Source organism: Burkholderia sp. AU27893, assembly GCF_002223205.1.
Taxonomy (GTDB): Bacteria; Pseudomonadota; Gammaproteobacteria; order Burkholderiales; family Burkholderiaceae; genus Burkholderia.
In genome coordinates this window covers 1,175,789-1,202,132 of record NZ_NKFD01000001.1, presented here as the reverse complement: position 1 = coordinate 1,202,132, position 26,344 = coordinate 1,175,789, and the positions used below count along the sequence as shown (strand labels likewise).

Genomic DNA, 26,344 nt, shown 5'->3' with positions numbered 1-26,344 from the left:
CTCTCGATTCGCAAATTCGCTTTCTGCTAACCAGGGACACGTGGCGTGCCTCGACGGTATGCCACGCATGCGATGTGACTGGCGAGTCCTTCCAGTCCTTGCCATGCACGGACCGGAAAGGGCGCAAGTCAGCCCGCGCTCAAAGCATAGAGTTCGGCCCAAGAAGCGGGCCCAGAATACCAGCGCCTGAGATTCGAGCAAGCTCGGAGCACTTCCGCAGCGGTGCGAGATAGCTCTCCCGCAGGCAAGAGAAGCGAAAGGGTCTTCGTAGCATCCTCTATCACTGTAGCGCGCTTCTCAGTCTCTCGGAACGCCCCCGCTGCTATAAATAGGGCGTGCAGAATCGGCATCAACCTCATGTCGTTGGTCGTAGTGCCCGCGACGCGAAACAGGAAGTCGCGTACCACCTCCGCCAATTTTACATCCGCCTCTATAAGCGCCAGCAGAGCGACATCGGCGACACAGCGAAGCTTGTTGTCCCAATCGACATCGTCCGCCGCCAACGTAAGCTCCCTAAGCCCATTCATTCCCGCTTCGTATATTCCAGACTCAACATGTATGACTTGTGAGGTTGCAACGAGTGCGCTCCATACTGGCGAGAACGGAGACTCAGCCAATCGCTCCCGGGCGTTCGATGTCTCTGCTGGGGTCAGCTTCGCCTCCTGACGATTGCGCATGTTCCCGCAAGGGCCAGCGGTGTGAAACGATGCGAAGTTCTGACTTAGACGCCTATTCACGAGCTCTTTTATTCGATTCTCCAGCTTATCGCTCAACACACCACCTGCAGCATTTCCGCCCACGGTAACGAGCAATTTGAATACGTTGTCCCATATGGCCTCTGCGGTGTTCAACGACGCCGCGTAGTAGGGGTCTACGTGGAGGTCCATAACCTCTGCGGCAACTCGCGTGGGCTGCAAATGTTCCGCGACCCATGACTCCAACGCCGGCATGATGAAATTTTGATTGCCATAGCCCTGCAAAATCACGCCGGCCTGCATCCGGGCGGCCATGCGCTTCCAATGGGGCTGTACTAGAGCTGCATCATCCAGTGTCTGTATCTCGGAAAGTGCCAACCTATTGAACAAAGCCGCTGCGGCGAATAAGTGAGCGCCGGCCATGTGTTCTTTACAGAGGCGTTCGATGCAATCCCGCGCCAACTGTACGAACCGAGGGTCGCTTGCACGGACAATCCCAATTTCCGCTAATCCAAGCAGTGTGTATGGGTCTCCAAGTTCCTTCAAGCTCTGAACGGCGAACCAGAGCTCGTCGTTCTCAACATGCTGAACTAGCCGCGACGGAGCCAAAATGATGTCGAAGAACCCCAAGCATGCGATACGCAAACCTTCAATGAGGTCACGCTCAATTAGCCGAGTTCGGTACGGAAGCAGGGTTTCGGCCGCATACTCCGGGAAGCCGAGACTCCTTTCTACGGGACCTAGAAGCGCAGCGTAGTACCTGGTGCTATCAGGCACGAGAGTGTTCAGCTCCGGGGGCCGCTCTCGCTCACCCCGTATCCTCAGCCATCTGGCTTTCACGCCGTTAATGCGCTCCTCGAGCAGTAGGTCGAAGTCCCTCTCCGCTAAGATATCGTTGCTTACGGAGGCAATGATGCGCTCGCCATCAGTAAATGTTGGACCAAGCTCGCTTACCGCTTGGCGTACTGCGGCCAGACGGGCAGCGTCATCCTTCATCAACCCAGCGAGCTCTGGGAACGGAAGTCCCATCCAAGTACCATCTTCGAGGAGCTCAGCCAGAATCGTTTCGCTTTCCAAACGCATGCGACAACCGTCGAATTCATTCAGGCCGTCCTCAGCCGTACGCCTTGCTGCTTGATATAGAGCACTGACCGTGAATGAATGCGTACCGAACTGCACCGCATGTTCGACGGTCTCGCTGACGAGGTCGCTCATCGAGGGTTCGTTCTGCAAGTAGTCGCGAATTCGGCTGGGAAGCAGCGCAACGAAGATGTGAAGTTGCTGCTTCGAGTCTGCGTCCAGTTCATCCTTCAGTGCCTTGAATGCATCCAATTGCACTTGGATAAGGGCGGTAATCCTTCCCAGAAGGTCACGATTTGCGTACACCGCAGGCTGCAGCAGCTCATCGTCCAGCAGTTCCTGGAACTTCATCCGGCGGTCACGTTGCCAAAACGTCGCCTTGAGTAACAAACCGGATATGGTTACAGCGGCCATCTCGAGGGCAGCGGCCCGAGGATTGTTTTGACCGTTACCGACGGCTGTCCAGAGGGGCCTACCAAGCGCGTCCAATGCCCACCTCGTGAGCGCAATGGCTCTGTCCGGAGCGACATCAGCTGTTTCCCACGAGCGAGCGATTGTGTCGACAAGAGCCGTGGAAATTGACTGAAGGAACTGACGGTCCTGAACGCTCCCAGTGTCAAGCGCACAGGCATGCGTTAGAGATTGACGAAGGGTCCGTACTTCATAACTCTCTCGAAGGAGACTGGAGCTGTCCACTCCACAGGCGTCAAGCATGCCAGCAAGCTCTCCGCCATCGACGTTGATATACGTCGCGCCTCTCAAGCGCAGGCGATGCCTCGCATGCGCGCCTTCCGCCGGGCTTAAAAAACCCTCCGAAATCATGGAGTCAATGACGTCAAGCGTCGAGTAAGTATGAATGAGCTTTCCGAGTTCATCCTCGAAACCGGGTATTCGGGTGAAATACCGGTCATCGATAACAAGATTCTCAACGGGATGTCCTGCCTGCAGAAAAGCTAGCAGCGTAGGCAGCGTTTCGGCCTCTCCGTCCCGAAGCGCTCTAAGCTTCTCACTTCGTGGACGTTCCGCTATCAAATGGACTTTACCTGCCTCCAGCGCACGTCTAAGCGCCGAGCGCGCAGAATCAATTACCTCCACGAGACTTTCTCGCTCATCCGCCTCAGCCTCCAACTGCTCGTGGTCGTCTTTCAAACCAGGAGAACACCTGAGCGTAAGACCAGCCTGCGCTACCGCATCTAAAGTGCCAGACCGATGAAAATAGCGAATGGCTACGTCGTCGACGTAGAACAGAGTGTCGTGCGATGCAGTTGGGAGTTGGGTTTTGGGCCCCGAATCCATCAAGGTAATCTTCGAGGCGGCATTCTCCGCAACCGCCTGAGCAATCTTTCCAGTTCGCAACAGCAAATCGATGTACGTCTGGCAGGAGACCACATAACCCTGATATTCCCTCAAGTTGGCCGGAGCCTCATTGAGCGAACCGGCACGAAATACCGGAAACGCAGTAATGACGAAACCTTGGGTGGTTTTCGCGGACTCCAATAGCTGCGCCAATCTCGGCCCGACCTCCTGAATGAGCCAGTCTGGCGGTTGATTCCCATCCTCGACGGTGCGGAGAGTCAAGCGTCGCAGCGCCGCAAGTATGCTGTGAGCAAGCTGCAACTCCGACGGCTGCCGAAATCGCATGTGGCGGCTCTCGACGAGAAGTAACTCCAGGGTGTCAGGCGCGATATGGACACGCTGAAAGAACTCCAACGCCCTATCGAACAGCCCTAGTGTTGTGAGCGTCAGAATACTCGTGATATCGAAACCAATTGGGTCACAGTTAGCGAGTGTCGATTTCTCCAGTCTGGCGCCGAAGAACGGAAGAACGACACGTTTACGTGCATCGGTTTGCCTCTCGTTTGCTGAAGGAATAGCGCAATAGAGCCTGGCAATCGGCATTTTGAGCACCGATGCAATCAACTGTATTGGGGCCGTGCTCTTTTGCAGGTGGTCCAACAAGCTTTCATTCCTCTTCTGTAAAGAGGGCAAAATCTCCTCGGTCAGTTCCCGAACTGGGATTCGCTTGATAACACCGGATGTGTCTGTCGCCGCTGCGTGATGCAGCCAAGCTGCACTGAGCTCATCCTCACGGCCCAAGGTCACCGCAGCGTTATAAGCCGCGACGAGTGCTGGTGCACTATCGGATGCCTTTTCCGCTGCAAGTCGAACAAGTTCAAATGCCTTCTCGGTGGGCACGTGCCCATCGTTGGCTAATTGGGCTAACAAGAGCAGCGTACGTGGAGAATGGTTATTCTTCCGCGGCCATTCTCGGTCGAATATTGCGGCGAAGTGCTCCCAGTCACCCGATTTGATTGCGATGTTGATATCGAGACCGACGTGACTTTCGGCATTTGGCTGCGCTACCAAAAGCTCGTCGTTCAGTGCACGCGCTTTTTTCCACTCACCGCACTGCAGGAGACTCCAGGCAAGCTGCGATTTCAACTCTAGGTCATTTCCGACCACGTCGTGCTCTGCTTCAAGGAACTCAACCATTTCTCTGGGGTCCAGATTCGTTCGGTGAGAAAGACATGCAACGACGATTCTAGCGTTTGGTAACGCACGCTCCAGTTGGTAAAGCTCCCGGGCCTTTGGCTCCAACGCAACGAAGTCTTGAACCTTCAGCAAGTGCTCAACGAGCAAATGGAGATTCACAATCGTTGGAGATTCTGTATAGATGCGCTCCAACCTGGGTCGAATATCCTCGCCCTCCGTCGCCGCGATTTCGGCCTCTAACTGAGCAGCATGGTCGGCAGAAAACACGCTTCGATTGGACTCTAGTTCCTCGCGCGCACGAATCGCTTGACCATCGGATGCCAGCAACGCTTTTATTCTGACACTCGTCAGAGCACGAGGTTGTATCACACCGCTCAAGCCGCTGCGATGGCGTTCAAGGAAATCCAATAGCTTTGGGGCATCTTCTGGTCGACCTAAGATATCGAGCGCCAGAAAGAATCGAGCGACCCATTCGTCCTCAGAGAGCCCTCCGAGCGTCTCCCTGACATCAAGGTAAGACATGAGAGATTCCTTGTCGGCTTGCCTGTCATATTGCCGTAGAACAGGGTACAGCTTAACCGCCTGCGACTTATCAACGGCCAGACGCGACAGTTCTTCCTCTGCTTGTAAACGCACCGCATCGTTTTTGCTTCTCAGAGCCAGCGACATTCTCGTGAAGAACGCAAATTCCGCCCTACGTTCGTTAATGGGGGCAATTTCAATCTCTGCCTTGCGGAGCAGTTCGATGCTGCCAGACCGCCAAACTTCACTGGCATCGTCTTCGTGCTGCGGCACGCTGCCAAGCATGAGACTGCCTTCGAGAGCCTGCTGACGGAGTTCAGCTGGCACGGTCATCGCTGCACGGTACATGCCCTCGATAAACAGCAAATCCGCGTACTGTCCGGCAAGAGGACGCGCATTTTCGAGTACTTCAATTGCGGATTCCCATCTCCCAAGCTCACTGTAAGCGGTCGCGAGACTGCACCACCCAACAGGAGTTATGTCATGCAAAGCCGCCGCCGGCTCGAGGCTTTCATACCACGACACCGCGGACTCAAACCCCCGGCTCTTGGACAACACGAAAATCATTGCTGCGCGCGCGTCGGGTGACGAGATATCCCTCAAAGTTTGTATTGCAGCGTCTCCTTGGCCATCGTGCGCCTGCAATATTGCGGAGACGACGGAAACGTCGCTCTTGCAGTGCGCCTTGTCGACAAGTTCGAAGTAGGTATTTGCCTCGCTGCGCATTTCGTCTCGGCCGGACAAAATCTTCGCAGCCCAGAGGTAAACTTGTTGTTTGGCACCGTGAGATGCACCCACCAAGTCCCCAACGCGCACCCGTTCGGCCAGTGCACGAATTCTTTGATGCGCCGCCGGGTCATATATTCGCGCTTGAATGATTCTGTCTAATTCCTGCTCGACCGCACCAGTCGCGAGTGGCTCAACGGCCTGTCCTAGGTTACCCGCGACGTCCTGAGACAACGCATTCAAGTGCTCGTGAACGCCTGCAAATCCCTGACTCAGCCCCTGCTGTACGTCCTCGACCTTCGCGCTGACGGTCTCGACCACGAGCTTGCTCTGGTCTTCAAACCGCGCCCGATATCCTGCAACTAGCCCATCGACTACGATATTTATCGCACCGTCGGCCAATTCTCGCCGCTCCCCGGTCCGTACTGAATATGACTCGGCGAGACCTTCACGTAGCGACGTATCCTCCAGTCTTTGAAGACACTTCCCTTTCGCTACGCCGAAGAACGCCGCACGTACGTCACTTCCCGATAACCATTCCCTTATGGCTGGCGTTTTAAGGAACGGAGGGACGGAAAACGTTCGCTCCACAATCGCTACGCGCTTGTTCAACTCCGAGTCGTCAGTGGCTCCACCGAGCAACCGCCCGTACGTCTCAGAAAACGACTTCTGCATCTCCGGGGTGAGGTCCGTTCCGCTCTCGTAGGCATCTCGTTCTGCCTTTAACACGGTGTAGCGCGCTAGGACTTTAGGCTTGACGGCTTCCCACACCTTCCCGATTACCATCAACACTTTTGTGAAAAGGACTGAATGTGGCATTTTTGCTTCGATTTTTGGGAGCAGAGGATAAGTCTACGGCAGTTCAATGCAAAGCAAGTCGCCTGAGAACTCGGTCCGCCAACCGGACACGCAACTGGTCGAACATGCTGCGAACAGCTGCACGGCAGCCGTAACAACGTACACGCGGGGCGGCAAACCACGACCCGGAACATCGGAGTTGGGCGTAACTCCGACAACGCCCGCTTCCGCCGGCTTGCAACGTCGATTTGCCACCGAGTAACGCGGGAGCGTACAAGCGATTGTGGGGGAACATGCTGACAAATTGACGTCTCCCGTAACACACACAACTGGTGGAAGCTCGGCTCGGTGTCAACTTCCTTTTATTTCCGGTAACGTTCTGAGACTCGAGTCTTACGGATTGCAGGGTTGAACATCCATACAGCAAGGATGACCAGCGAGGTCCAAAGAGTCGACGACAGCCGTGTAGATTTTGACGAGCTCGGCACACGCGCGCGTCCGGTCGCTATGGTCCTGCGTATAAGATGACAACCCCTTCGGCAAAGTGATTTCGAATCCCTCTCCAACAAGCTCGTGATCATCTTTGGATTCGCTGACACCCATGTTGTGAACAGAGTTTCTCAACGCCGCATACCCTCTGATGAGGCTACGGTCTTGTTCTGCGTTTGGCCTCGAATACGTCGATATCTTCGAGAAGACAAAATCAACTATTCCAGCACTAGACTGCTGCCCTCTCATCAACTTCGCAATTCTCTCGAGAATCGCGTCTCGCTGCGGCGCGTCCAAAGCAGTCGGATACTGCTCGACCAGCTCCCTCAGTTTTCGCATCCGTTGGCTCGGCGCTCGTGGATTCCTCTCCATGAGAGCGTTACGAATCCTCGTCATCCACGTCTCGAAAACCGAGTAGGTCCCAACCATGAAGTCCAGATAGCATCGACCTACATAGTGGTCTCTGTATTCAGCCGTCATCCTTTCGAAATCTATGAAAGCTGCGTTAAGTTTATTTATATTTTCTGCGTCCGTGTTACCAGCGATTTGGCGAAACACTTGCCTCGATGGTCCACGGCCATCGAGACAAGTCGCAATCTCATCATTCACAAAGTTGTAGACTAGTGCGTCCACCTCGTCTGAGATACCGCAATAGAAGGATGTCAGCCCCGAACCAGAAGGGACTTCATAGCAGAGCTCCAGCTTATTTTGATACTCCAGACAGAGACCTTTCAGCAGCATAAGCTGATTGATGCGGTCTAGCTGGTTGCGGTCAAAGGCAAACCGCTGTTGAAATGACGGAAACTGTTCCATTTTCTTCATAGGTACGTGTATCTAGCAAGACCCGCGCTGCGGGTGGATTATTAACCGTCGTTTTCTATTGGGCCGGAACGCTTTCCTTTGACGCGACCTGCTCCGCCAGCGAGGCGACGTCCGCCACGCTTGCTCGAGTAGAGTAGTCCGACCGACGCGGGAGGCGCTCGAACACCCCTTCGCTCTTGGGCTCCGCGAACCAAATACAAAACTGCTTTGCTCGAGTGATACCCACATAGGCAAGGCGCAACGCCTCATCCTGTTGGGCTAAATCATAGGCCCGCTCACGTCCGTGAGCACTGCTAGCCAGTTCTGCCTTGAGATACACGCTGTTCCGCAATACGTTGCGACCAACGTAGCGTATTTCACCAAGCAGTACGACATAATCCGCTTCCAGCCCTTTACTTTGATGCAGGGTTGTCACCAGCAGGTCACTCTCGTCGACCCCGCGAAATGCATTCCGGACAGCCTTCGCCGTTGCATCCAGTTTCGCTCGACTCAAGACGAACACGCGCTCACCGTTCTGTTTCTTCCGCAGCAGAGTGCGAACCACTCGCACGACGTCGTCACTCTTGAACTCGGTCACCTGGCAAACCGGGGTTGGCAAGTCCTTATACTGTGATTCGGCCACTCCGCGCAGTTTGTCCTCCATTCTTTCCCGCAAGTCTATTAGCGCATCCTCTGCTGCACGGATGATGTTTGCCGACGAGCGAAAGTTTTGATTCAGTTGCAGCGCTTGCTTCGGCGCGCCACGGAAATATTTGTGGAAATCCATAAAAAATTTCGGCGAGCTTCCGCGCCATCCATAGATTGATTGCCAATCATCCCCGACTGCTATCAGGGTTGGCTGAATGGCGTGTCCGGATTTCTTCCACAGGCTTGTCTGCGCGGCCGTCACGAATTTGACGATTGCCGGGGAGATGTCCTGGAATTCATCAATGAGCAAATGCTGTACAGGTGATAGGTCAGCGGCATCCATTTCCCCAAGCACATCTCGCTCATCGGCGAGGGCTCGGAATATCTGATTGAACGTCCAGACCCTGCGAGCCTCCAGCGCTTCGTAAAAGGACGAGTAGTATTCAGCGCAAGCACGCCCGAACTGCTCCTCAACCGAGTCTGTGCCAAGAAGGGGAAGCTGGTCCAGCGAGCGAGGGTCAACAGAAAGATTTTCCGCAAACTGCCCAAACGTAAAGAGCGCGTAAAACACGGGGACCAGTTTGCGCTCGCCGGGAATACGAATTTTGAACTTCGGAGCGGTGTTCGTTTCTGGCAGTGCCGCCCAGTGGAGCTGCTTCTTCAGTGCCGTCAAGTCCTCCTCGTCCGTGACGTACCGAATCTTCTGCTCACATTGCGCCAGGAGCAGAGCCTGCTTGTTTTTCGAGGCGAGAAAGTTCTTAACTGGGGTCGTCCGTCCGAACCCGTTCATCGTGTCACGTATCTCACTATGCACGCCCAGCACCACGTAGGTATCGACCGAGGGGATGTAGCCGTGAGCCACATATTGCCCATTGTCAACAGTCAGAGCGCAGCGTTCGGCGGGCAACTTGAGCTCCCTAACGCCCGGCAAAGGCCACAAACCGCGTTGGCGCCAATCGGCCTCCACATAAGCAGAAAACTGTTCATCTCGGCGAAGAATATTTTTCTCAAAACGAACAGCTTCGATAGCATCTTTGTCATCCTTATCGATTGGAGGCGAAAGGAACGATGATTTCAAGAGCTCCTTCACAACGTCACGAAACGTACCGCTTTGGGAGAAACGAACCGTATAAGCGTCGTGCAACAAGCGCAGCTGGGGGCGCGACAGGTCGCCGGGCATCAGGCTATCAACGTTGTTCGCACTATTCTCCTCCTCGCTGAGCAAATCGTCGCTCGAAGGAGTAACATCAGAAGGCGCGGTAACGACTTCCGCGCTCTTCGTTACCGCAGGAACGTCATCTTTCAGGAACTCGAATACGGCGACATCTCGCCCCCTCTTTGCACGAAACAGCTGCAAAGCCTTTGAATGAAAGGTTCGAACCGATGCTTCTGCTTCTTTCAGAGTAATCGGCGTCGGCCAAAACTGAGACTCCTCGACCAATTTCTCGATAAAGTCGCGACGTGACTTCCGCGTGAACGTGAACACAGTGATGTGACGCAAGTGTACGTTCAGGTAGTTAGTCGCCAATAGGAAGCGATTCACGAGTGACGTCGACTTGCCTGAGCCAGCGCCCGCTAGTACCGGAAGCGCGGCCCGTGTCGAGAAAATCAGCTTCAGTTGGTTGTCTGTCGGGCCAATGCGTTCTCCGCTACCGGGTTTCTTTTCCCGATACATATGTTCCCGAGCATTCCGCTGAGTGCTAGGTTTGATATCGAACGCATCGCCAGCATAGACTTCCTTGATAGTCGCTACAGGAGAAGTCACCGTTGGTTTCGGCTGTTGCGGCCTCACTGCTGGGGGCTGCTGAACGGGCCTCTGCGGAACAGCCTTGCGCTTGCTCGCTCTTGCGAGTCCAAGAAAAGCCAGGAAGCTATCCCAGAGTTGTAAGAACCACTGCGTCATCGACAAACCTCGTAGAACTGGCGACCTGGCAATCGACGTCGCTGCCATCTGGTTTCCCGGTCGCCTTGTTTTGGGTTCAAGCTGGCCTCCTGGCGCAAGGTCCTCAAACGCAGGCGCGCGAGGTCTGGACTATTCGGCTCGGCACATCCTTCAAGCACTTGCGGGTGCTTCTTGCCCAGACGGAAGTGGAGTACTTAGATTCCGTCGAGCAGACCGAGAATATCTCAATATTGAGAGGGAGACATACCGATTCCCGGGAACAATGCTCCGTATGCAGCGCACTTAAGCTTTGTCAGTTCGTGCATCTCATGTTTTTTGTAGCGCGCGACAAAACCCGCGCGTACGGGGGGCTGATTATTGTTGCCAGGAGCGCTCTTGTGGGTTCCGAGGTCACGGCAGCATGCGCGACAACTTGCAATTTCCGACGACTAGGGCACGCTCCCTCCGTGCATCGGGATGGCGGTACGTAGAGCATGGGTTCTGAAAGCCCTTCCGCGATGCAGACAATCTACTCGTTCGTGGTCAAGTTTTCAGTGTCTGCTCCGTTAACCCGTTCGATGGCTTGGGAAGATTGTCTGTTGGTCGCGGCCAACCAGGCCCGTTGGCGGGCGTAGTGCCGCCACAACATCATGCCGAAGCACAGCATTCCGCAAATCATTTTGACCAAGAAAGTTGCATCAAGAAAACTCTTAGTCGAGAAAAAAGGATATACAAATAGATGAAACAAACTGAGCATATAAAGGCAGTTTACGACCACATCAAAAAGACCATCCGGTCTAAGTGCAGCGACGCTGAGTGGCTGGCGCTTAAGCATATTATCTCCATGGAGATTTCGGGGTGTGCCGTTGGTTTGTGTATGCTGCTGGTTCATTTCTTAGCGTCAAGATTATTTCATAAAAATATCGGCCTTCATTTCTTTGAACATCTGTCATCTGTAGATAGCGAATTTATACTTTCCGGGCTTGCCACGACAGGCATACTATTCATGCTGTCCGGTTGGTTTCTAGAGGCACGCGCATACCGATACATTGTCAAACCATGGCTGGGACTTATCATCCATTCTTTTGCATTGCTTGCTGGGGCCGCTGTGCCTATAGGCATCGGCGAAGGTTTCAGCGAGATGAACTTCATTAGCGGCCTTGGACTCGCCATCGTAATATTTTTGAGTGGAAATTTAATCGCAGTATTTTTTAGCTTGCTTAGTATCGGCGCGAATCCAGAGCAATCAACTCAGCAGTCCGGCGCCATCGATGGTATCTTCAAAGTACCCATGCTGCGATTTCTTTTTGGGCTCATCTCATTTATTGTTTATTTTTCACTCCAATCTTGATGGCTTATTTTAAAAACACAAACACTCAACTCGATAATAATCTGACAGGGAAAATTACATAACCCGAGCCGGCCCTCTTTGACATAGTGCCGGGCGCTCGCTCCGGCACACTCGAACAGGCATCTGTCTCCGCCGAAGCGCTACGCAAGGAGGTAGCCATAAAAGTAGCGCTACAGGAGAGGGGCCCCGGAGCCAGATTATTTCGAGATAAGGAACAGTTTCGAGAGAATATCGCCATCCCAACCCGTTACGGGTACAAGATAGTGTCTGTCATATTGCCTGCGTAGGGTCTTCCCTATATGATTTTGCTCGGCTCTGAGAGACGCCGACACAAGGAAAATCAAATGGGAGCGCAGGACCTTATCGCGTTGATAAATTCGGGGTTACTCCAGTCCGACCGGATTGCGAAATTGGATACCCCCGCCGGGCCGGATGTGCTGCTGCCACATATCGTGGTGGGTACTGCTCGGCTGGGTGGCAATTTCGAGATTGCTGTCGATGTTGTTTCGCTGCAGGATTCAATCGAACTGAAGTCGCTCATTGCGCAGCCCGTCACACTTTGGACTCAGCAGGCCGACAAGACCTACCGGCCGAAGCACGGCTACGTGCATACGGCAAAACGCTTGGGCGCCGACGGGCGACTGGTCAGCCTGCAACTGATTTTCTCGTCTTGGCTTCATTTCCTGAAGTTCCGCAAGGACGCGCGCATATTCCAGGACCAGACCGTCGAAGCGATTCTCGAAACAGTGTTCCAAGGGCATCCTCAGGCAGTTGGAGCGTACCGAATCGAGGTGAGCAAACCGTCGCCTGCACGCTCGTTCTGCGTGCAGTACGAAGACGATTGGAACTTCGTGCACCGGCTGATGGAGTCAGAAGGCTGGTTCTATTACTTCGAGCATGCCGACGACGGTAAATCTCACACCCTCGTCGTCACAGACGACCTGTATTCACTCAAGCCGCTTGAGCCGGAACAGGTCCGGTTCTATCGGGCCGGCGTCACGCGCCAGCCCGACGCGTTCGTGCACTGGTCGGGCACGCGGACCTTACAGAGCACGTCGTACTCGACGAGTACGTTCGACTATAAGAACCCCGAAGCGCGCAAGGAGAAATCGTTTCCGACCGTCGCGAACCAGGGCGAGCTTCCGCAGCAGGCTGAGGTCTACGAATACACGGGGCCATACACGTACCTCGATGATGACCGCGGAGACCGGTTAACCAAGCTCAAGCTCGAGGAATGGGAGTCGCGCGCGAAGCGATTCCACGGCATAGCTAGCGCACCGAGTATCGACGTCGGCGGCTGGTTCAGTTTGCTAGACCACCCCGAGCACGACGGAGATAGCGCCGAGGACCGCAAGTTTGCGGTGGTCGAGGCCACTTGGTACATCCGCAACAATCTTCCAATTGGGGAAACTCGCCCCTATCCGCATAGTCTGGACGCACGTCTTGCCGAGGTTCGTGACGCTTACGAGGAGTCGGCACCCGCGTTCGCGGTTAAAGATGCTTCCGGCAGCGAGGGCTTCTTCCTCGTAGAGGTCGAGGCCCAGCGCCAGAAGGTGCCGTTTCGCAGCCCGTTCGAACACCGTAAGCCCGTCATGCATCTTCAGACGGCGACGGTCGTCGGCCCTGGCAACGAAGAGGTCTATACCGATGCGCTGAACCGAATCCTAGTGCGTATGCACTGGGACCGGCGTGAGGGCGTCGGAGCGACATGCTGGGTGCGCGTTTCCTATTCCGATACTGGCGGCGGCTACGGCAGCGTGCACGTGCCGCGCGTTGGCGAAGAAGTGACTATCGAATGGCTTGGTGGTGATTGTGACCGCCCCATTGCAATAGGCCGCGTCTACAACGGCGCAACGCAGCCGCGCTGGCATTCGAACGGCATCCTGTCAGGCTTCAGCTCTAAGGAATACGGCGGCAACGGTTACAACCATCTCGTGATGGACGATGCGACCGGGCAGAACAGGCTGCAACTGTTCTCGTCGCAAGGCAGTTCCATGCTTCATCTGGGATACCTGATTGCCCAGGACGGCAATGTCCGCGGCAGCTATCTCGGCAGCGGCTTCGACCTTCGCACCGATGCCTACGGCGCGATTCGCGCCAATCGGGGGCTTTTCCTCACGACCCATCCTGGTTCGGGTGCGGCGCACCAGCAATTGGAGGTCCGACAAGCCCAGCAGCAACTCACCAGCGCTCACAACTTGGTCGAGTCGCTTTCCGATGTCAGCACCCTGCACCAGGCCGAAAGCCTGAAAGCTGGTCACGACGCGCTCAAGGCTTTCACGGACGCCACGACAGACAACGTTCAGGGGCAAGACCAGGGGAGCGGCGGCCGCACGGCGGGAGGCGGCACGGGCGCAGCCAACGCGTTCAAAAAACCTATTCTTCTGGCCGCAAGCCCGGTGGGCATTGCACTGTCGACGCAGCGGTCGGTGCACTTGGGGGCGGACGAACACGTGAACGTGGTCAGCGGCCAGAGCACCCACATCGCGGCCGGAAAATCGCTGCTCGCGAGTGTCGCCGAACGCATCAGCCTGTTCGCCCAGAACGCCGGGATGAAGCTCTTCGCTGCGAAGGGCAAGGTGGAAATCCAGGCGCAGTCGGACAACATCGAAGTGACCGCGCAAAAAACGGTAAAGGTGCTATCGGCGACCGAGAAGGTCGAAGTGGCCGCGAACCAGGGCATCCTGCTGACCTCAGGTGGCGCGTATATCCGCATTCAGGGCGGCGATATCGAGATTCACGCTCCGGGCAAGATAGACATCAAGGGAGCGCAGCATGCTTTCGCCGGCCCCACGAGCGCACCCTACGATTTACCGGCCCTGCCCAAGGGCGACCTGCACAACAAGCTCGAACTGAATCTCACGGACGACAACCTCAAGGCTGTGCCTCAAGCTCCCTACAAAGTCGTGTTTGAGAACGGGACGACTCTGGCCGGCAAGCTTGATGGAAACGGCCACGCGGTCCTGCGCGACGTACCAGACGGCACCGCAAAGGTCTTCTTCGGGGAGGACGCCCGCCCATTCACGCCCCAGCCAGTCCCCGTGCCCACGGAGCTCGCGCAGCCTGATGTTCTCAAAGAACTGCATGCAGCCGGGCACGAGGGCATTACTGAGGAAAACCTCTACAGCCTGTTCAACAAATTTTCTGGACGGCCGGACGCGAAATGAACGAAAGCGACCAACAAGCGATAGAAGACGCGGTCAAAGAGATTGGATGGTCGATGGCAACCAACGCTGTCCCGCTGTTCTACGTCGCGCAAAACGTCTACGACACCACGGAGAGCGTCTGGACCGTATGGAACGCACGCGAAAGTGCGGACGAGATGACGAAAATCGAGGCCGGCATCGACTTGGTGTTTGCCGTCGTAGGCTGGGTCCCGGTCGTCGGCGCTGGGGTCAAGCGTACGTTTCGTCTCGTCAACCACAAGTCAGAAATTTACGGCCCGCTGCTGTTCGACATTCTGCGCCTGGTGCTCCAGCAAGCGCACATCCAGACCAGCCCGGATGCGTTGATTGACAAGCTGTTCGATGCCACCGGGGTCAAGAAGTATCTGACCGAGGCGCGCGAACACATCCAGAAGTCTTGGCTGTATCGCGAGATGCCGTCCGCAATGCAAGTCACGTTTATGCAGGCGCTGACCTTCGTCGAAACGAACCTGCCTTACTGGCTCGCCCAGTTCGTCCAGCGCAAGCTGCTCCACTGGCGCAAGAAGCAGCCGAATTCATCCGCAGTCAGCACCCTGGAGGAGCATCGGACCACCGAAAAACCTGGCGCGAGGGGTGAAGAGGCGAAGGCGGGTCATGACCGCCCGGTGCCAACGCCCTCCAGGGGAGTGGTGAACGCCAAGCTCGCGGTGACCGATATCACGACCGAAATCACTGGCATCCTGGGCGAACATATCGGGGACTACTACTGCTATGAAAAGCTCAAGTGGGGCAATGGCTGGCAGACTCACGACAAAGGCCTGAGCGGCAAGTGGAGCGAGCAGCCTGGCCTGCGGGTCATGGGCAAGCTCAATGACAAAGGCAAGCTCAACAAACTGTTCGAACTCAAGGCACGCGGTCATGGCATCGACGGCGTATGGCGTGCGGCACCATTCAGCAACCAGATGAAGGACTACGCCATCGTCGAAATGAAGGCATCGACGACGAAGCGCAAGCTGAAGGACCCGAATGCAAAGCATAGTATCTGGAGCAAACTCGGGACAATTAAGGATGAGGTGCGGCCCGCCGCAGACGACCTTCTCGAACCGCCCGATGACGAGGGTCCCACTGTTCCCGCTGGTGGTGGCTCAGGTAAGCCAGGGTCCGGCAAACCCACGTCTGGCGGAGGAGGTGGAAAACCTCCGAGCACCGGGGGAGGAAAGCCTGCCGCCAGTAGCGACGTCAAGGCCCAACGGAAGCCGCAAAACGAGGGGGCTGCTGCGCCAGGCGAAGCGGTTCCGACAACTGAGCCAGTGGCTCCGAAGGACCCGAAAGCCAGCATCGTCCAGATGAGCAACGCCTGGATTCTGAAGAATCTGCCGGAGGCCGTGTCGCGAGATATCGAGCTATCTATTCTGAATGCAGGCTACTCGCGACATTTGTTGTATGTGCCGTTCTACCTCCCCTCAGCTGCGCAACACGTCGAAGCACTTGCGACGGGGGACGAACATGGGCACGTCGACCACGACCTACCATTCACTCACCACTACAAGGACGGCGAGGTGGCTGAAGCGGTCAAGCGCAAAGCCGAGCGGCTAAAATCGCGTACCTGACACGAGATATTTGAAATGAGCGATTTTGATTCGAAGCGACGACAGCGTTTTCTGGGCGAGGACTACTTCAAGTGGCTGCTGGCTTCGTTTTCTGAAAACATCGCGAGTTGGGCCGACAGGCTGACTCCTATCGGTGACACGGAAAACGAGAGGAAGGCGCTGACCAGAGGCATTGTTGCCTCGGACAGCTATCGTCGCTTTCTGCTCATGTATACGGGCGGCGCGGACATCAGCCTGCTAAGAGACGAATTCGATTCGGTGGTCTCCGCATTCGAACAACTCACGATAGCCGAGCGCGTGCATCAAGCAGATGCCCGGCAGCCGCCGCTCGCGTTCAGTGAAATCGGCGATTATGAGACCGCGATGCAGCTGATTGGCTTTTGCTACCTGCTGCATCGGCGTGACTTGCTGCCGCGCATCGTCGCGATGTTCGACCCGGCCTACCGCGGGAAGGACACACTCTACGAAGACCTGCTCGCGTATGAACTCGAGGGGCGTGTTGACGTCGACAGCTGGTTTCACGATGTTCCGTATCGGCCGCTCGTCTTCAGCCTTTACCGCGAAGCGCAACAGGAGTGTGTCGACGACATCACGCAATATCTCGAAGCCTGGTACCCGGGCATGGCCGCGGCGGTGTGGCATGACGGCCACCTCGAAGCACAGAAGGGCGGCAAGGGGACGTACGTTGGCTATTGGGCCATCGAAGCCGCAGCGGTTGCCTATCTGCTGGAGCTGGACGACAGTCCCTTCCGGGACCATCTGCTGTATCCGAAGGACCTAGCTGAATTCGCGCGCAACTTCGACCCCGCGAAGGGGAATCCGCCGGCACTTCCGAACAACGGACCGAAGACAGTGCGCACCGGTCAGGTATGCCCGGAGACCGGTATCTGGAAAGCACAGGGCCACCATGTGCCTGGCGTGATGGTGCAACAGGGCGAGCGCATGCCAGACGTGTTCGCTCCTGACCGTTCCGGCGCGTACCGGTCGCAACCGGCGCTATGGGAGTTTGAACGCAAGGCCTGACGTAAAGGCACGTTCTCCAAGCCGCACGCTCAAACTCCGACGCGCGCGGTCTTGCCGAATTCGATGCCTTACTTTGCGATGAGGAAACGGTCCCGGTTCTTTACGTCTCGAATCCATAGCGGGGCGCGACCGCGGCCAGACCACGTCTCGCCAGTCTTCGGATTCTGGTACTTCGGCTCAGCAGCCGCTGCTGGGCTCTCCGCCTTCTTCGCACGCTTGCGACCAAAAATCTGGTCTTCGGTGATGCCGTACTCGGCGACAAGTTCGCGAACCTGCGCAACAACTGCTTCAAGCTCGGCGAGGCGTGCTGCTTCGGTACGCTCATGGAGCGCGTCGAGCTGCGCCTTCAGTGCTTTATAGTTTTCCGCCATTCTGTAACTCTCCCGTTTTGAAAAAATTTGCATATCTGAGCAATCTGGTTGTTGCTCGAGCGAAGTATAACTGCCATCTTTAGTCGAAAAGTGCGAAGTCGCGGTTTCGGCATTACTCCGCCCCCTTACCAAGCAACGTTCCATTCGCAAGTCCCTTCTCGAGGGCAGTCAATCGTTTTTTGACACCAATTTTTGCATCGATGCCCAATGCGGCACGATAAGCCTCAATCGCCGCAACCGACATGTTCATTCTTTCCAGCAACTCCCCCTTAAGACGATAGCCGCCTGCCAGCCATCTTGCATCCTCGCCAGGCTTGAATGCCGAAATAGTTGCGTCGACGACATCGAAGGCGCGTTTCAGTGTCGTAGCGGACCCGTCGGTCTGGACTAGCTCTCCTGCAGCACGGATGCGGGTCCACGGGTCGCCCTTTGAGAGCCGCGCCGTCATAAACTTCTTTGCATCCAGAAACGCCCCTGTCGGAGAGTATGCGAACTTCCCCAAGTGATTGATTCTTGCGACGACGCGCTTGAGCTCACCATCCTCTGTCTCGAATGTGTACTCCGAACTCCAACCTGCAACAGGCGCACACGAGGCGAGCACCCGACGCTGTGCGACGTCGTGTACCTCGAACAGGTTGCTGTCTTCGTTGCCAGAATTGCAGGTTTGACTTGCTACATACCTGCCACAAGACGAGATACCGAACCCGAAAAGATTCGCCCTATAAGCGCGTTCGTAGAGCTGCGCACCTGTGACATCAAAAACAATCAACTTGGAGGACAGTTCGGAAGCCTGCCCAGCGTCATGTACCCCAAAAACGCCGGTGTCAGCAACGTCGACTGCGAACGGACGCTCCAGTGTGTTGAGCACAGCAACAATCTTGCCGGTGGTGTTATCTCGAAGCCGGACACTTCTTTGTCTCTGTTGCGAAGGGTCCGGGCCCGGGTCCCAGTAGCCGACAGACCAATGCTTGTTGGGCGAGTGTTCCGCTAAACCAAAATCCACAAGGTCGTCAAATTTTGACGGTAGCCGAATGGGCTCGCGAGCGGACGCAACAGGCGGCTCGCCTGTCGCGTTGGAAATCGACGCACTGGCCTCTGGTCGAAACGTCGGCTCGGGTGCCGTCCGGGATTTCAGCCCCAAAATTCCAAGGAAATTCTTTAACAGTGCCATGCTGCATTTTCCTGTTTGGGTTGGTCTCGAAGGGCACGCGCATTACGCTCTGGCTCACACCGAATGTAGTGAAGAGCTCTGACCTCTTATTCGCGCCCCTGCGCCGCTCGGGCGGAGCTGCATCAGATTCGCCCTACTCCCCAGTGACGGGGTCGGTCGACTCCTCCAGCTCAAACACCATGCCGACTAGCGAAGCCGTCGTGGTCAAGACCATTGCGGCGTCCCGGCGACTAAAGACCTCGGGCTGGCCCTCGCCACCTACGTGATGACTGAGATGGGTGTAGTTGCGGAGCGCGTTGTAAATCGCAGCCGCACGTTGCGGTTTTGAGAACTCGCTACTCCTCCCTCCCCAGACAGATTTGCTCAATTCCTGAAGGACTGGCGATGCTTCCTTTAGGCTGTCCAGAGCGAGCCGGCAGGAGCCGACAGCGTGATGATATTCTCCAGCGACCAGTGCATCACGCGCCTTTTTCAGGCACGTCACTACATGAACCATCCGCGTGGGAGCGTTCAGGGGAATGTCTACCCCAACTACAATTGAATCGGCTGCCCCCAAGGATTCCAAGACTTTCACCCAATGGCTGAGATTCATCTCGACGCGGACACTATGCTCTGTCGGGTGGGTGTCATTAGGAGCATGGGCCAGGCCTATGACCTCGACTTCGAACACCACGCCACCACCGCCCCGTAGCTCTTCCAGTGCCAGCAATTGCGCATCGCCGAACGTCACGCGGAGCAGCGACGACTGCGTTGAGGAATTCATCAGCCTGCGGATAACCAGTGGTTTCTCGAACTCTCCGGTTCCCAGAAGGAGGCGCCCTCTATTGGATGCATGAACCAACACGTTTGCACGCAGGCAATCGATGAACATACCCGGCGGGTCGCCGGGATACTGGTTGGTGATTGAGAAGTTAACACTGAATCTCAATGCATGTATGCCGAGGCCACGTTCCCCGGCAACATTTTGAATCTGGACATCCGCCATGTGGTATTGATGAACCGCCAAGCTCATGACTTCCCTTTATAAATATACGCCTTCAGCGCCGATGCCATGCCGCGCACGCAACAGCTCATTTCCGTAAACGGACAGAACCGTCCTCGATGGCCACTACCGTCTTAACTCGTCCATGGGTCAATGCTCGTGAAATCCGCGCTCCAGCCTCGGAAGTTGTCCGGGCCACGCCCAGCAACCGGCAAACCGCTTTTGCCAGTCCATCGTGCGATGTGCCACCTTGCTGCGACAGGATGTACGCGGCCGCATTGCCCAATTCTTCGAGGCTAATCTCGTCAATGCCGCGTCGCGTTTCCGGGTCGCTTCCCGGCACTCGAATACCTTCCCAAGTACTCGGATTGGCATGCTCCGGCCAGTAGAAGGCGACACCGTCGTCCGTTGTTCGAGTTATCTGCCGGGGCACCAATGCGCTCAGATGAGCCTCGATGCGGCTTCCGACGCGAGACAGCCCCCAAGCGCGCGTCACGCGCCTGAACACTATCGCCTGCGATACCGGACCTTCTGTTTCGATTACCTTGAGTAGCTGGCTTGTCAAAGTCGAAATCGAGCCGCGCTCATAGAAGAGGTCCGGATTGCCTTTATCAAGACTGGCTAGTTCGTATTCGAGCGACTGAGTAGCAGGCGCAATCGACCCTACGACCGATTCGGCCCCGGCATACAAGGCGTGCGACTCTTCCTCGGGTGCAGTTTCTTCTGGCAGCTCAACAACCGGCTCATCCTCCGTCGGCACCGTCTCCACCAATTCCTCCAGTCGGGCAACAAGTTTTCGCATTGGCTCTTCTGGATTCAGCCACCAGTCGGTAGACCAGATTCGGTACAGCTCCCAACCAAGGCCTTCAAGGACTTGCTGTCGAAGCCGGTCACGGTCGCGGGCAGTTGCGCCCGAGTGATACATGGCGCCGTCGCATTCGACACCCAGCAGATAGCGGCCCGGCGCACGCGGGTCGACCACGCCAATATCAATCCGGTATCCGGACACGCCTACCTGCGGATGGACTGTCCACCCTTTCTCACGAAGAGCGGATATCACCTGACGCTCGAACGGGCTATCGGGCTCCCGTCCGGTCGGCACACTTTGCTCAACCAAGGCACGAGGGCCGCGAATGGCGAACTCCATGTAGTTCTTCAGGTCTCGTACGCCGGCAGCCCGGACACGCGACAGGTCAATCTGCTCCGGAAGCAGCGTACTAAAAATCACGACACCGACGCGGGCACGCGATACGGCCACGTTGAGACGCCGATGGCCACCCTCCAAGTTCAACGGCCCAAGGTTGAGACTTACCTTGCCCGATGCATCCGGACCATAGGTGATGGAAAAGAAGATGATGTCCCGCTCGTCACCTTGAACGTTCTCGAGGTTCTTGATGAACAGCGGCTCCTGCACAGCCTGTGAAATTGCCTGGTCTAGCTGCTGAGACGCGCGGCGGCGTTCATCCAGCATGCGCTCAATCAGGCTTTGCTGCGCCTGATTGAATGTCACTACGCCGAGCGTCAGATGCCGCTTCGCCGAATCCAGATAGTGCCGCTCAATCGCCTTGACGATGGCATCGGCTTCCGCCCGATTGGTTCGCGAGCCACCGCGGTCGTAGACACCCGGTACGCGTTCAAAACGCACGCTCTGGTCGTTTGTCACCGGCGACGGGAACGTGACAAGTTCGTTGTCGTAGTACGTCACATTGCTGAAGGTAATCAGCCCCTCATGCTTGCTTCGGTAGTGCCAATTCAGCCGCAGCTCAGGCAGGCCGATACTGAGGCACTCGTCCAAAATGCTCTCCAGGTCCTGCACATCATCGCTATCCGCAGCGTCTTCCGAGTCATCTGACCGAGAGAAGAAACTGGTCGGCGGCAGTTGCTTTGGGTCGCCGACGCAGACAAGCTGCTTGCCGCGAGCGATGGCGCCGACGGCATCCCACACCGGAATTTGGGACGCCTCATCGAAGATGACCACGTCGAACTGGGCGTGCGACGCGTCCAGATACTGGGCGACCGACAAAGGCGACATCAGCAAGCATGGCTTCAAACGGGTCATCAGGCTCGGCAGGCTTTGTACCAGCAGGCGAATCGGCATGTGCTTTCGCTGCTTTTGCAGTTCGCGGCGTAGTTTTCCAAGTTCGGAATCGGCACCAGGCACAACCTCGACGCTCGCGGGAATCTGGCCCGCCAGTTTGGCCGCAATGTATTGCTGGGTCAGCCTCTGAAAACGCTCATCTGCCTCCTTGAACTCAGCAATCTTGCGGTCATGCTCGGCACTCGAGAAATTGCAGAGCACCGGCTCCCGGTCAATCGCTTTGCGCAGCCACCAGCTCTGGTAGCTGTACTCGAAGAACGTCGCCACGCTGGACAAAGGCGCTTGGCCAGCCTCCAGTGCGTCCACAATGCCTTGCAACCCGCTGCTGATTGCATGGGCGCGGGATTTCCTCCATAGGCACCACGGCTGCAGCTGCCTCGAAGCAGATTGCCATCCTTGAAGCAGGCTCAATAGTCGAGGAACCACGCCGGCGGCAGCTGGGTCAAGTCCGAGGTCTGCCTGACAATGGCCAAGCTCAATGACCGCGCGGAGTTGAACCATCACGTCTCGGCAGCAATCGCGATACGACAACAAACCGGAGCCGAGAGGCGTGTCTGCCTTCAGCATGCCCCGGTTGTCGGAAACAAATGGCTGCAGCTTTGCGCGGAGCGTCTGGGCCAATTCGATGTCATTGCCCGCGATTGCCGTTACGGCGTCCGCGAATGACGTCGCCCATCGCTCGGCCGCCTCAACGGCGTTCCAGTCCGTCTTCGACGCAGCGAATGCTTCATGCAGCAGTTGCGACGCGTCATGAGACATGGACTCGATGACCTTGTCCTCGGCATTGACGGCGGTCAATGCGGCGATGACGGCCGGAACATCCCCGGTTTGCGGCCGACGCTGGTCCTGTCGGTACAAGCGCAGTCGTCCGGTAACCGCGCGCTGCGCAAACAGGCTCTTCGGCCACCAGGTATTGGTCGCGGCGGCCCAATGCAGTCTGAGCTCGGACGCATTCAGAGTGGCAACGTCGTCGACGTAGTGTTTGCTCAACGGCTCCCACGCCTGATTGCGCGCCACACCATGCTGACGAAGGGCGGCGAGCCGGTTGCGCACGGACTCGTCATGCGCCGCCCTGGCCACCTCGACCGGAACTGTGGGCGCGGCGGAAAGCACGTCGGCCAGTACATCGAATTTGCCAAGCCCGTTCAGGGAGAAAGCAACCTTGGGAAGGCCCAGCTGATTCAGCAGGTTCGATGTGGCCTCATCCAGTTTCTTGATGTAGGCTTCAAACGCCGAAACCGCATCGAGAAACTCTTGTTGCCAGGACGGCATCCATTCGGTCTTGTTGACGACTGCCAACGGATGATTCTGCAAGCCAGTCAACTGGCCGGCCAGAGCGCCCATCTGGCGACAGGTCTCGCGCAGAGCTTCTAGCTGGGCGCGGTCATGCGCATCCGCATCGGTCCATGGCATCGCGCCAGGCCGCATTTCCGCGTGCTGCAGACTGGTTCCGATAGCCTCGTACACGGTCAGGTCGTTCGGATGAGTGCGATGGAGCGCACGCGCTACGCCATTGAGGTCTGTGCGGAGCCTCAGGAGTCTTTCGGACTCTCGCTCCCAGTCCTTCACAGCGCGAGCGCCGGCGGCATCAAGCGCGATGCCCAGCTGTTTCAGGACGTCCGCTTTCTTTGCCTTGGACGAATGCAACTCGAGACAAAATGGTCCCAAGCCCAGACTGCTGAGCCGGCGATGCACCACCTCCAGCGCCGCCATCTTCTCCGAAACGAACAACACCGTCTTCCCGGTGGCCAACAGATGGGCAATCAGGTTCGAGATAGTCTGGCTCTTACCCGTCCCTGGCGGGCCTTCGATGACAAGATTCTTGCCTTCGGCAGCGACGCAAACGGCACGCAACTGCGACGAGTCCGACAGCAATGGCGTAAATAGGTCTTGAGGCCGGAACTTCTCATCCAGAGTACTGGGCTCGAAGCCAGTCGCGCTGTCGGCAAATGCCTTGCCGGGATTGTTAATCAAATGAGCGACAACGCTGTTTTCCTGGAGCTGTTTTTGGCGGTCTTGGAGGTCCTTCCACATCAGGTACTTCGTAAAGGAAAAGATACCCAGATTGACCTGCTCCTTGACCTCCCACCCCTTCAGTTCGCCCACATGTAGCCGGAAGGACTGCAGAATCCGGTTGACATCGATGCCACGGTCATCGGTCGGCAAAACGTCGAACGACGGTAGCTTCAGGCTGAAATCTTGCTGCAACTTTTGCAGCAGCGTCGGATTCACGAGCGCGTCGTCATCGTGACGCGTCAAGCGGAAGCCACTTCTCACAGACTGGCGGGACAGCGTTACCGGGATGAGCAAAATCGGAGCAAGGTGGCTGGATTCGGCGTCTTTGCTTTCTTGCCATTCGAGCATCCCGAAAGCCAGAAACAGGGTATTGGCCCCGCCTTCCTCCATGCCCGTGCTGGCCGCGCGGAATATTTCCAGCAGCCTGCCGTCCAGCGCCTCTTCTTCGATGTCTGTAACGATTTCGTTTCGGCTAAGGGCGTCAGTCGCCAAGTCATCCAATGCAGCCGTACCATTGCGGCCGGCGTACACATTGGCATCGCGACCATCCGAACCGGACATCAACTTCGGTCTCGCACGAACGCGGAATTCGTTTCCCTCTGCCAGTCGGTCTTCCAGTGCACCCGGGTCCGGGCAGATGACCCGTAGTGTGGATTTGGTGGGTTTAAAATTCAGGAGCTTGTTTCGGAGCGTCAGGTCGAGCAGCTTGCTCTTCCATTTCGCTAGGCGACCCTCTGGTGTGTCGGGTGTCGCGTCGTCGCGCAATGGTACGACGACCGGGTCGAGCGGTGGCAGTTGCGGTACGTCTTCAATGACGGGCGTCTCGGCTTTCGCAATCGGGACAGCAGGCTCTTCGACCGGCGACGAACGGGACGGCAGTGGACGAATCCGGACTTCTCGTGCGCGACGAATGTCCACTGCATACGCGAACTGGTCTTCGTCGTTTAAGTGTTCTTCGCCACGAGTGCAGGCCCACCTGAGGGATGGCTTCTGGCCGCTCGCCACTCCGGTGGTCTCGAAGACCATGAACTCGCCAGATTTCACCCGCTTGCGAATCGCCTGAACATCGTCCACCAAGGCGGTGGGGAAGCTACTCTCTATCAGCCAAACGCCCACCCACGCGTGGCCTTCTTTGAACAACACGGCAGGGTGCAGCCCAGCCTGTTCCAAGCAGGACGCGAACAGCATGGCAAGGTCCAGACATGTCGCCAGCTTGCCATCGAGAATACGCTCTGGGGTTCGGATTTTCTGGCCGTCGTTTCCGAACGACGCCGGTGGATTGGAGTATTGGATATCCTCGGCAACTATCGTGCTGTAGATAGCTGACACCTGCTTCCAGACCTTCTCGCGATTTTTGGACCGGTAGCCGTCCATGGACAGGTCGGCCGACGTCTGCCGCAGAAGCCCGGATGCCCGCGCGAGAAGTTTGTCCACGACCCGCGAGTTCGGCATGCAAAACGCAGCCAGCAGTTCGGGCAGCGACCGCGCGCCGGCCCACTGGTCGTAGGCCAGTACGTCAATATTGTGTGTTTCCGTTACGAGGTCCGTTTCCTGAACACGCAGTGATGCCGTGATGACCGCCCGCTCAGATTCGTCTAGCTGACTGAAATACTGGTGGTCGGGACGCAGGTCGACAGGTGCTAGACGGCGGCTTTCGCCTGGCGCCAATGCTTCGAAGCGGAAACGTGCGCTCTCGGCAAAGGCCGGTACACATTTGACAAGCAGTTCGACATCAGAGAGTACCGCTCCCCCGTCGTTCGTGACCATAATTTCACGGATGACCGGAACGTTGTTTTGAATCGCCGCGTAACCTATCGTAAGGTCCGCGAATACCTGAACGCTCGGTAGCTTTACGTCCGTATCGGTCGTTGAGTCTTCGGTTTCATCTGCCTGCAAGTGCGTCATCACCCCGTTCCCCACTATTCTCATCGACCTCAACTGAATCGCCGTCGTGGTCGATAACGTTATTCGAGTCGAGCCGTCATATCGATTGCTCTGTTGCCTGTTCTTCTATGCAGGGAGTGCGGCGGCGAGTTACCGATGCGAATCGCATGAAAGTCGCGCTGTTGGGTTCCCGGAGCATCTGAAATATACGCCTTTTTCCGGTCATTTTAGGGGATTGGCCGAAGGTCGACCAAGTAGCCGTATTCGGGCTTTCGCGACATATAAAGCGCCGGTTGTCGGCCATGCGCGCCGGTCGCCACGGGGCGGCTGAGACTCTTAGCCGAGGAGAAACCCGGAACGCGAGCAAACTACGACAACCTGTACGCATACACAGTATCATTTGTTCGACGCGCTGTTTTCGGCTAAGCAGTTCTTGGAAGTCCCGAGCCATGGGCGCCCGAATTTGCAAATCGGTTGGTCACCCGATGCCGGCGATGGCGAATGTGCCGGCCGGGAAACCGGCTGCAGCGAAATGGTTCAGTTCGCCTTGAACGTCGG

General features: G+C 56.7%; 11 protein-coding genes. 4 read left to right on the top strand and 7 right to left on the bottom strand.

The genetic code is table 11. The features are described 5' to 3' along the window. Window positions 1-128: 128 nt before the first annotated feature. The 3 genes from CFB47_RS05590 to CFB47_RS05580 form a co-directional block, all read right to left on the bottom strand. Window positions 129-6,335, bottom strand: a complete 6,207-nt coding sequence (locus tag CFB47_RS05590; protein WP_143330795.1) for a hypothetical protein — start codon at window positions 6,333-6,335, stop codon at window positions 129-131. A gap of 372 nt (window positions 6,336-6,707) precedes the next feature. Further along, window positions 6,708-7,625, bottom strand: coding sequence for a flagellar basal body-associated FliL family protein (locus CFB47_RS05585; protein WP_089460607.1), 918 nt, complete (start codon window positions 7,623-7,625; stop codon window positions 6,708-6,710). A gap of 55 nt (window positions 7,626-7,680) precedes the next feature. Continuing rightward, complete coding sequence (locus CFB47_RS05580) at window positions 7,681-10,155, bottom strand: UvrD-helicase domain-containing protein (RefSeq protein ID WP_179258919.1); 2,475 nt, start codon at window positions 10,153-10,155, stop codon at window positions 7,681-7,683. A 718-nt stretch (window positions 10,156-10,873) separates the two neighbouring features. Between CFB47_RS05580 and CFB47_RS40195 the strand changes: the two genes are divergently transcribed. The 4 genes from CFB47_RS40195 (at window position 10,874) to CFB47_RS05565 (ending at window position 17,264) form a co-directional block, all read left to right on the top strand. Then, a complete protein-coding gene (locus CFB47_RS40195) occupies window positions 10,874-11,485 on the top strand; it encodes a hypothetical protein (RefSeq protein ID WP_105749897.1) in 612 nt (203 codons plus the stop codon). A gap of 344 nt (window positions 11,486-11,829) precedes the next feature. Beyond that, window positions 11,830-14,652 carry a type VI secretion system Vgr family protein gene (locus tag CFB47_RS05575; RefSeq protein WP_089460605.1) on the top strand — a complete coding sequence of 941 codons (2,823 nt, stop codon included), beginning with the start codon at window positions 11,830-11,832 and terminating at the stop codon, window positions 14,650-14,652. Beyond that, on the top strand, window positions 14,649-16,241 hold the full coding sequence (locus CFB47_RS05570) for a hypothetical protein (protein WP_089460604.1): 1,593 nt from the start codon (window positions 14,649-14,651) through the stop codon (window positions 16,239-16,241). The genes CFB47_RS05575 and CFB47_RS05570 overlap by 4 nt, the downstream gene beginning before the upstream one ends. Window positions 16,242-16,256: 15 nt before the next feature. Beyond that, a complete protein-coding gene (locus CFB47_RS05565; protein WP_089460603.1) occupies window positions 16,257-17,264 on the top strand; it encodes a PoNe immunity protein domain-containing protein in 1,008 nt (335 codons plus the stop codon). 68 nt (window positions 17,265-17,332) lie between these two features. Here the strand turns inward: CFB47_RS05565 and CFB47_RS05560 are convergent, their stop codons facing one another. The 4 genes from CFB47_RS05560 to CFB47_RS05545 form a co-directional block, all read right to left on the bottom strand. Further along, a complete protein-coding gene (locus CFB47_RS05560) occupies window positions 17,333-17,635 on the bottom strand; it encodes an H-NS histone family protein (protein WP_089460602.1) in 303 nt (100 codons plus the stop codon). A gap of 112 nt (window positions 17,636-17,747) precedes the next feature. After that, on the bottom strand, window positions 17,748-18,806 hold the full coding sequence (locus CFB47_RS05555) for a hypothetical protein (protein ID WP_143330794.1): 1,059 nt from the start codon (window positions 18,804-18,806) through the stop codon (window positions 17,748-17,750). Window positions 18,807-18,939: 133 nt separating this feature from the next. Beyond that, window positions 18,940-19,818, bottom strand: coding sequence for a hypothetical protein (locus CFB47_RS05550; RefSeq protein WP_089460600.1), 879 nt, complete (start codon window positions 19,816-19,818; stop codon window positions 18,940-18,942). 58 nt (window positions 19,819-19,876) lie between these two features. Continuing rightward, window positions 19,877-25,807 (bottom strand): DUF3320 domain-containing protein, encoded by a 5,931-nt coding sequence (locus CFB47_RS05545; RefSeq protein WP_089461358.1) that lies wholly within the window; start codon window positions 25,805-25,807, stop codon window positions 19,877-19,879. Between the last annotated feature and the right edge of the window lie 537 nt (window positions 25,808-26,344).

Excerpts from the sequence above, each read along its gene's own strand:
- CFB47_RS05580 (WP_179258919.1), bottom strand. The coding sequence starts at position 10,155 with ATGACGCAGTGGTTCTTACAACTCTGGGATAGCTTCCTGGCTTTTCTT.
- CFB47_RS05590 (WP_143330795.1), bottom strand. The coding sequence starts at position 6,335 with ATGCCACATTCAGTCCTTTTCACAAAAGTGTTGATGGTAATCGGGAAG.
- CFB47_RS05585 (WP_089460607.1), bottom strand. The coding sequence starts at position 7,625 with ATGAAGAAAATGGAACAGTTTCCGTCATTTCAACAGCGGTTTGCCTTT.
- CFB47_RS05570 (WP_089460604.1), top strand. The coding sequence starts at position 14,649 with ATGAACGAAAGCGACCAACAAGCGATAGAAGACGCGGTCAAAGAGATT.
- CFB47_RS05545 (WP_089461358.1), bottom strand. The coding sequence starts at position 25,807 with ATGACGCACTTGCAGGCAGATGAAACCGAAGACTCAACGACCGATACG.
- CFB47_RS05555 (WP_143330794.1), bottom strand. The coding sequence starts at position 18,806 with ATGGCACTGTTAAAGAATTTCCTTGGAATTTTGGGGCTGAAATCCCGG.
- CFB47_RS05565 (WP_089460603.1), top strand. The coding sequence starts at position 16,257 with ATGAGCGATTTTGATTCGAAGCGACGACAGCGTTTTCTGGGCGAGGAC.
- CFB47_RS05575 (WP_089460605.1), top strand. The coding sequence starts at position 11,830 with ATGGGAGCGCAGGACCTTATCGCGTTGATAAATTCGGGGTTACTCCAG.
- CFB47_RS40195 (WP_105749897.1), top strand. The coding sequence starts at position 10,874 with ATGAAACAAACTGAGCATATAAAGGCAGTTTACGACCACATCAAAAAG.
- CFB47_RS05560 (WP_089460602.1), bottom strand. The coding sequence starts at position 17,635 with ATGGCGGAAAACTATAAAGCACTGAAGGCGCAGCTCGACGCGCTCCAT.
- CFB47_RS05550 (WP_089460600.1), bottom strand. The coding sequence starts at position 19,818 with ATGAGCTTGGCGGTTCATCAATACCACATGGCGGATGTCCAGATTCAA.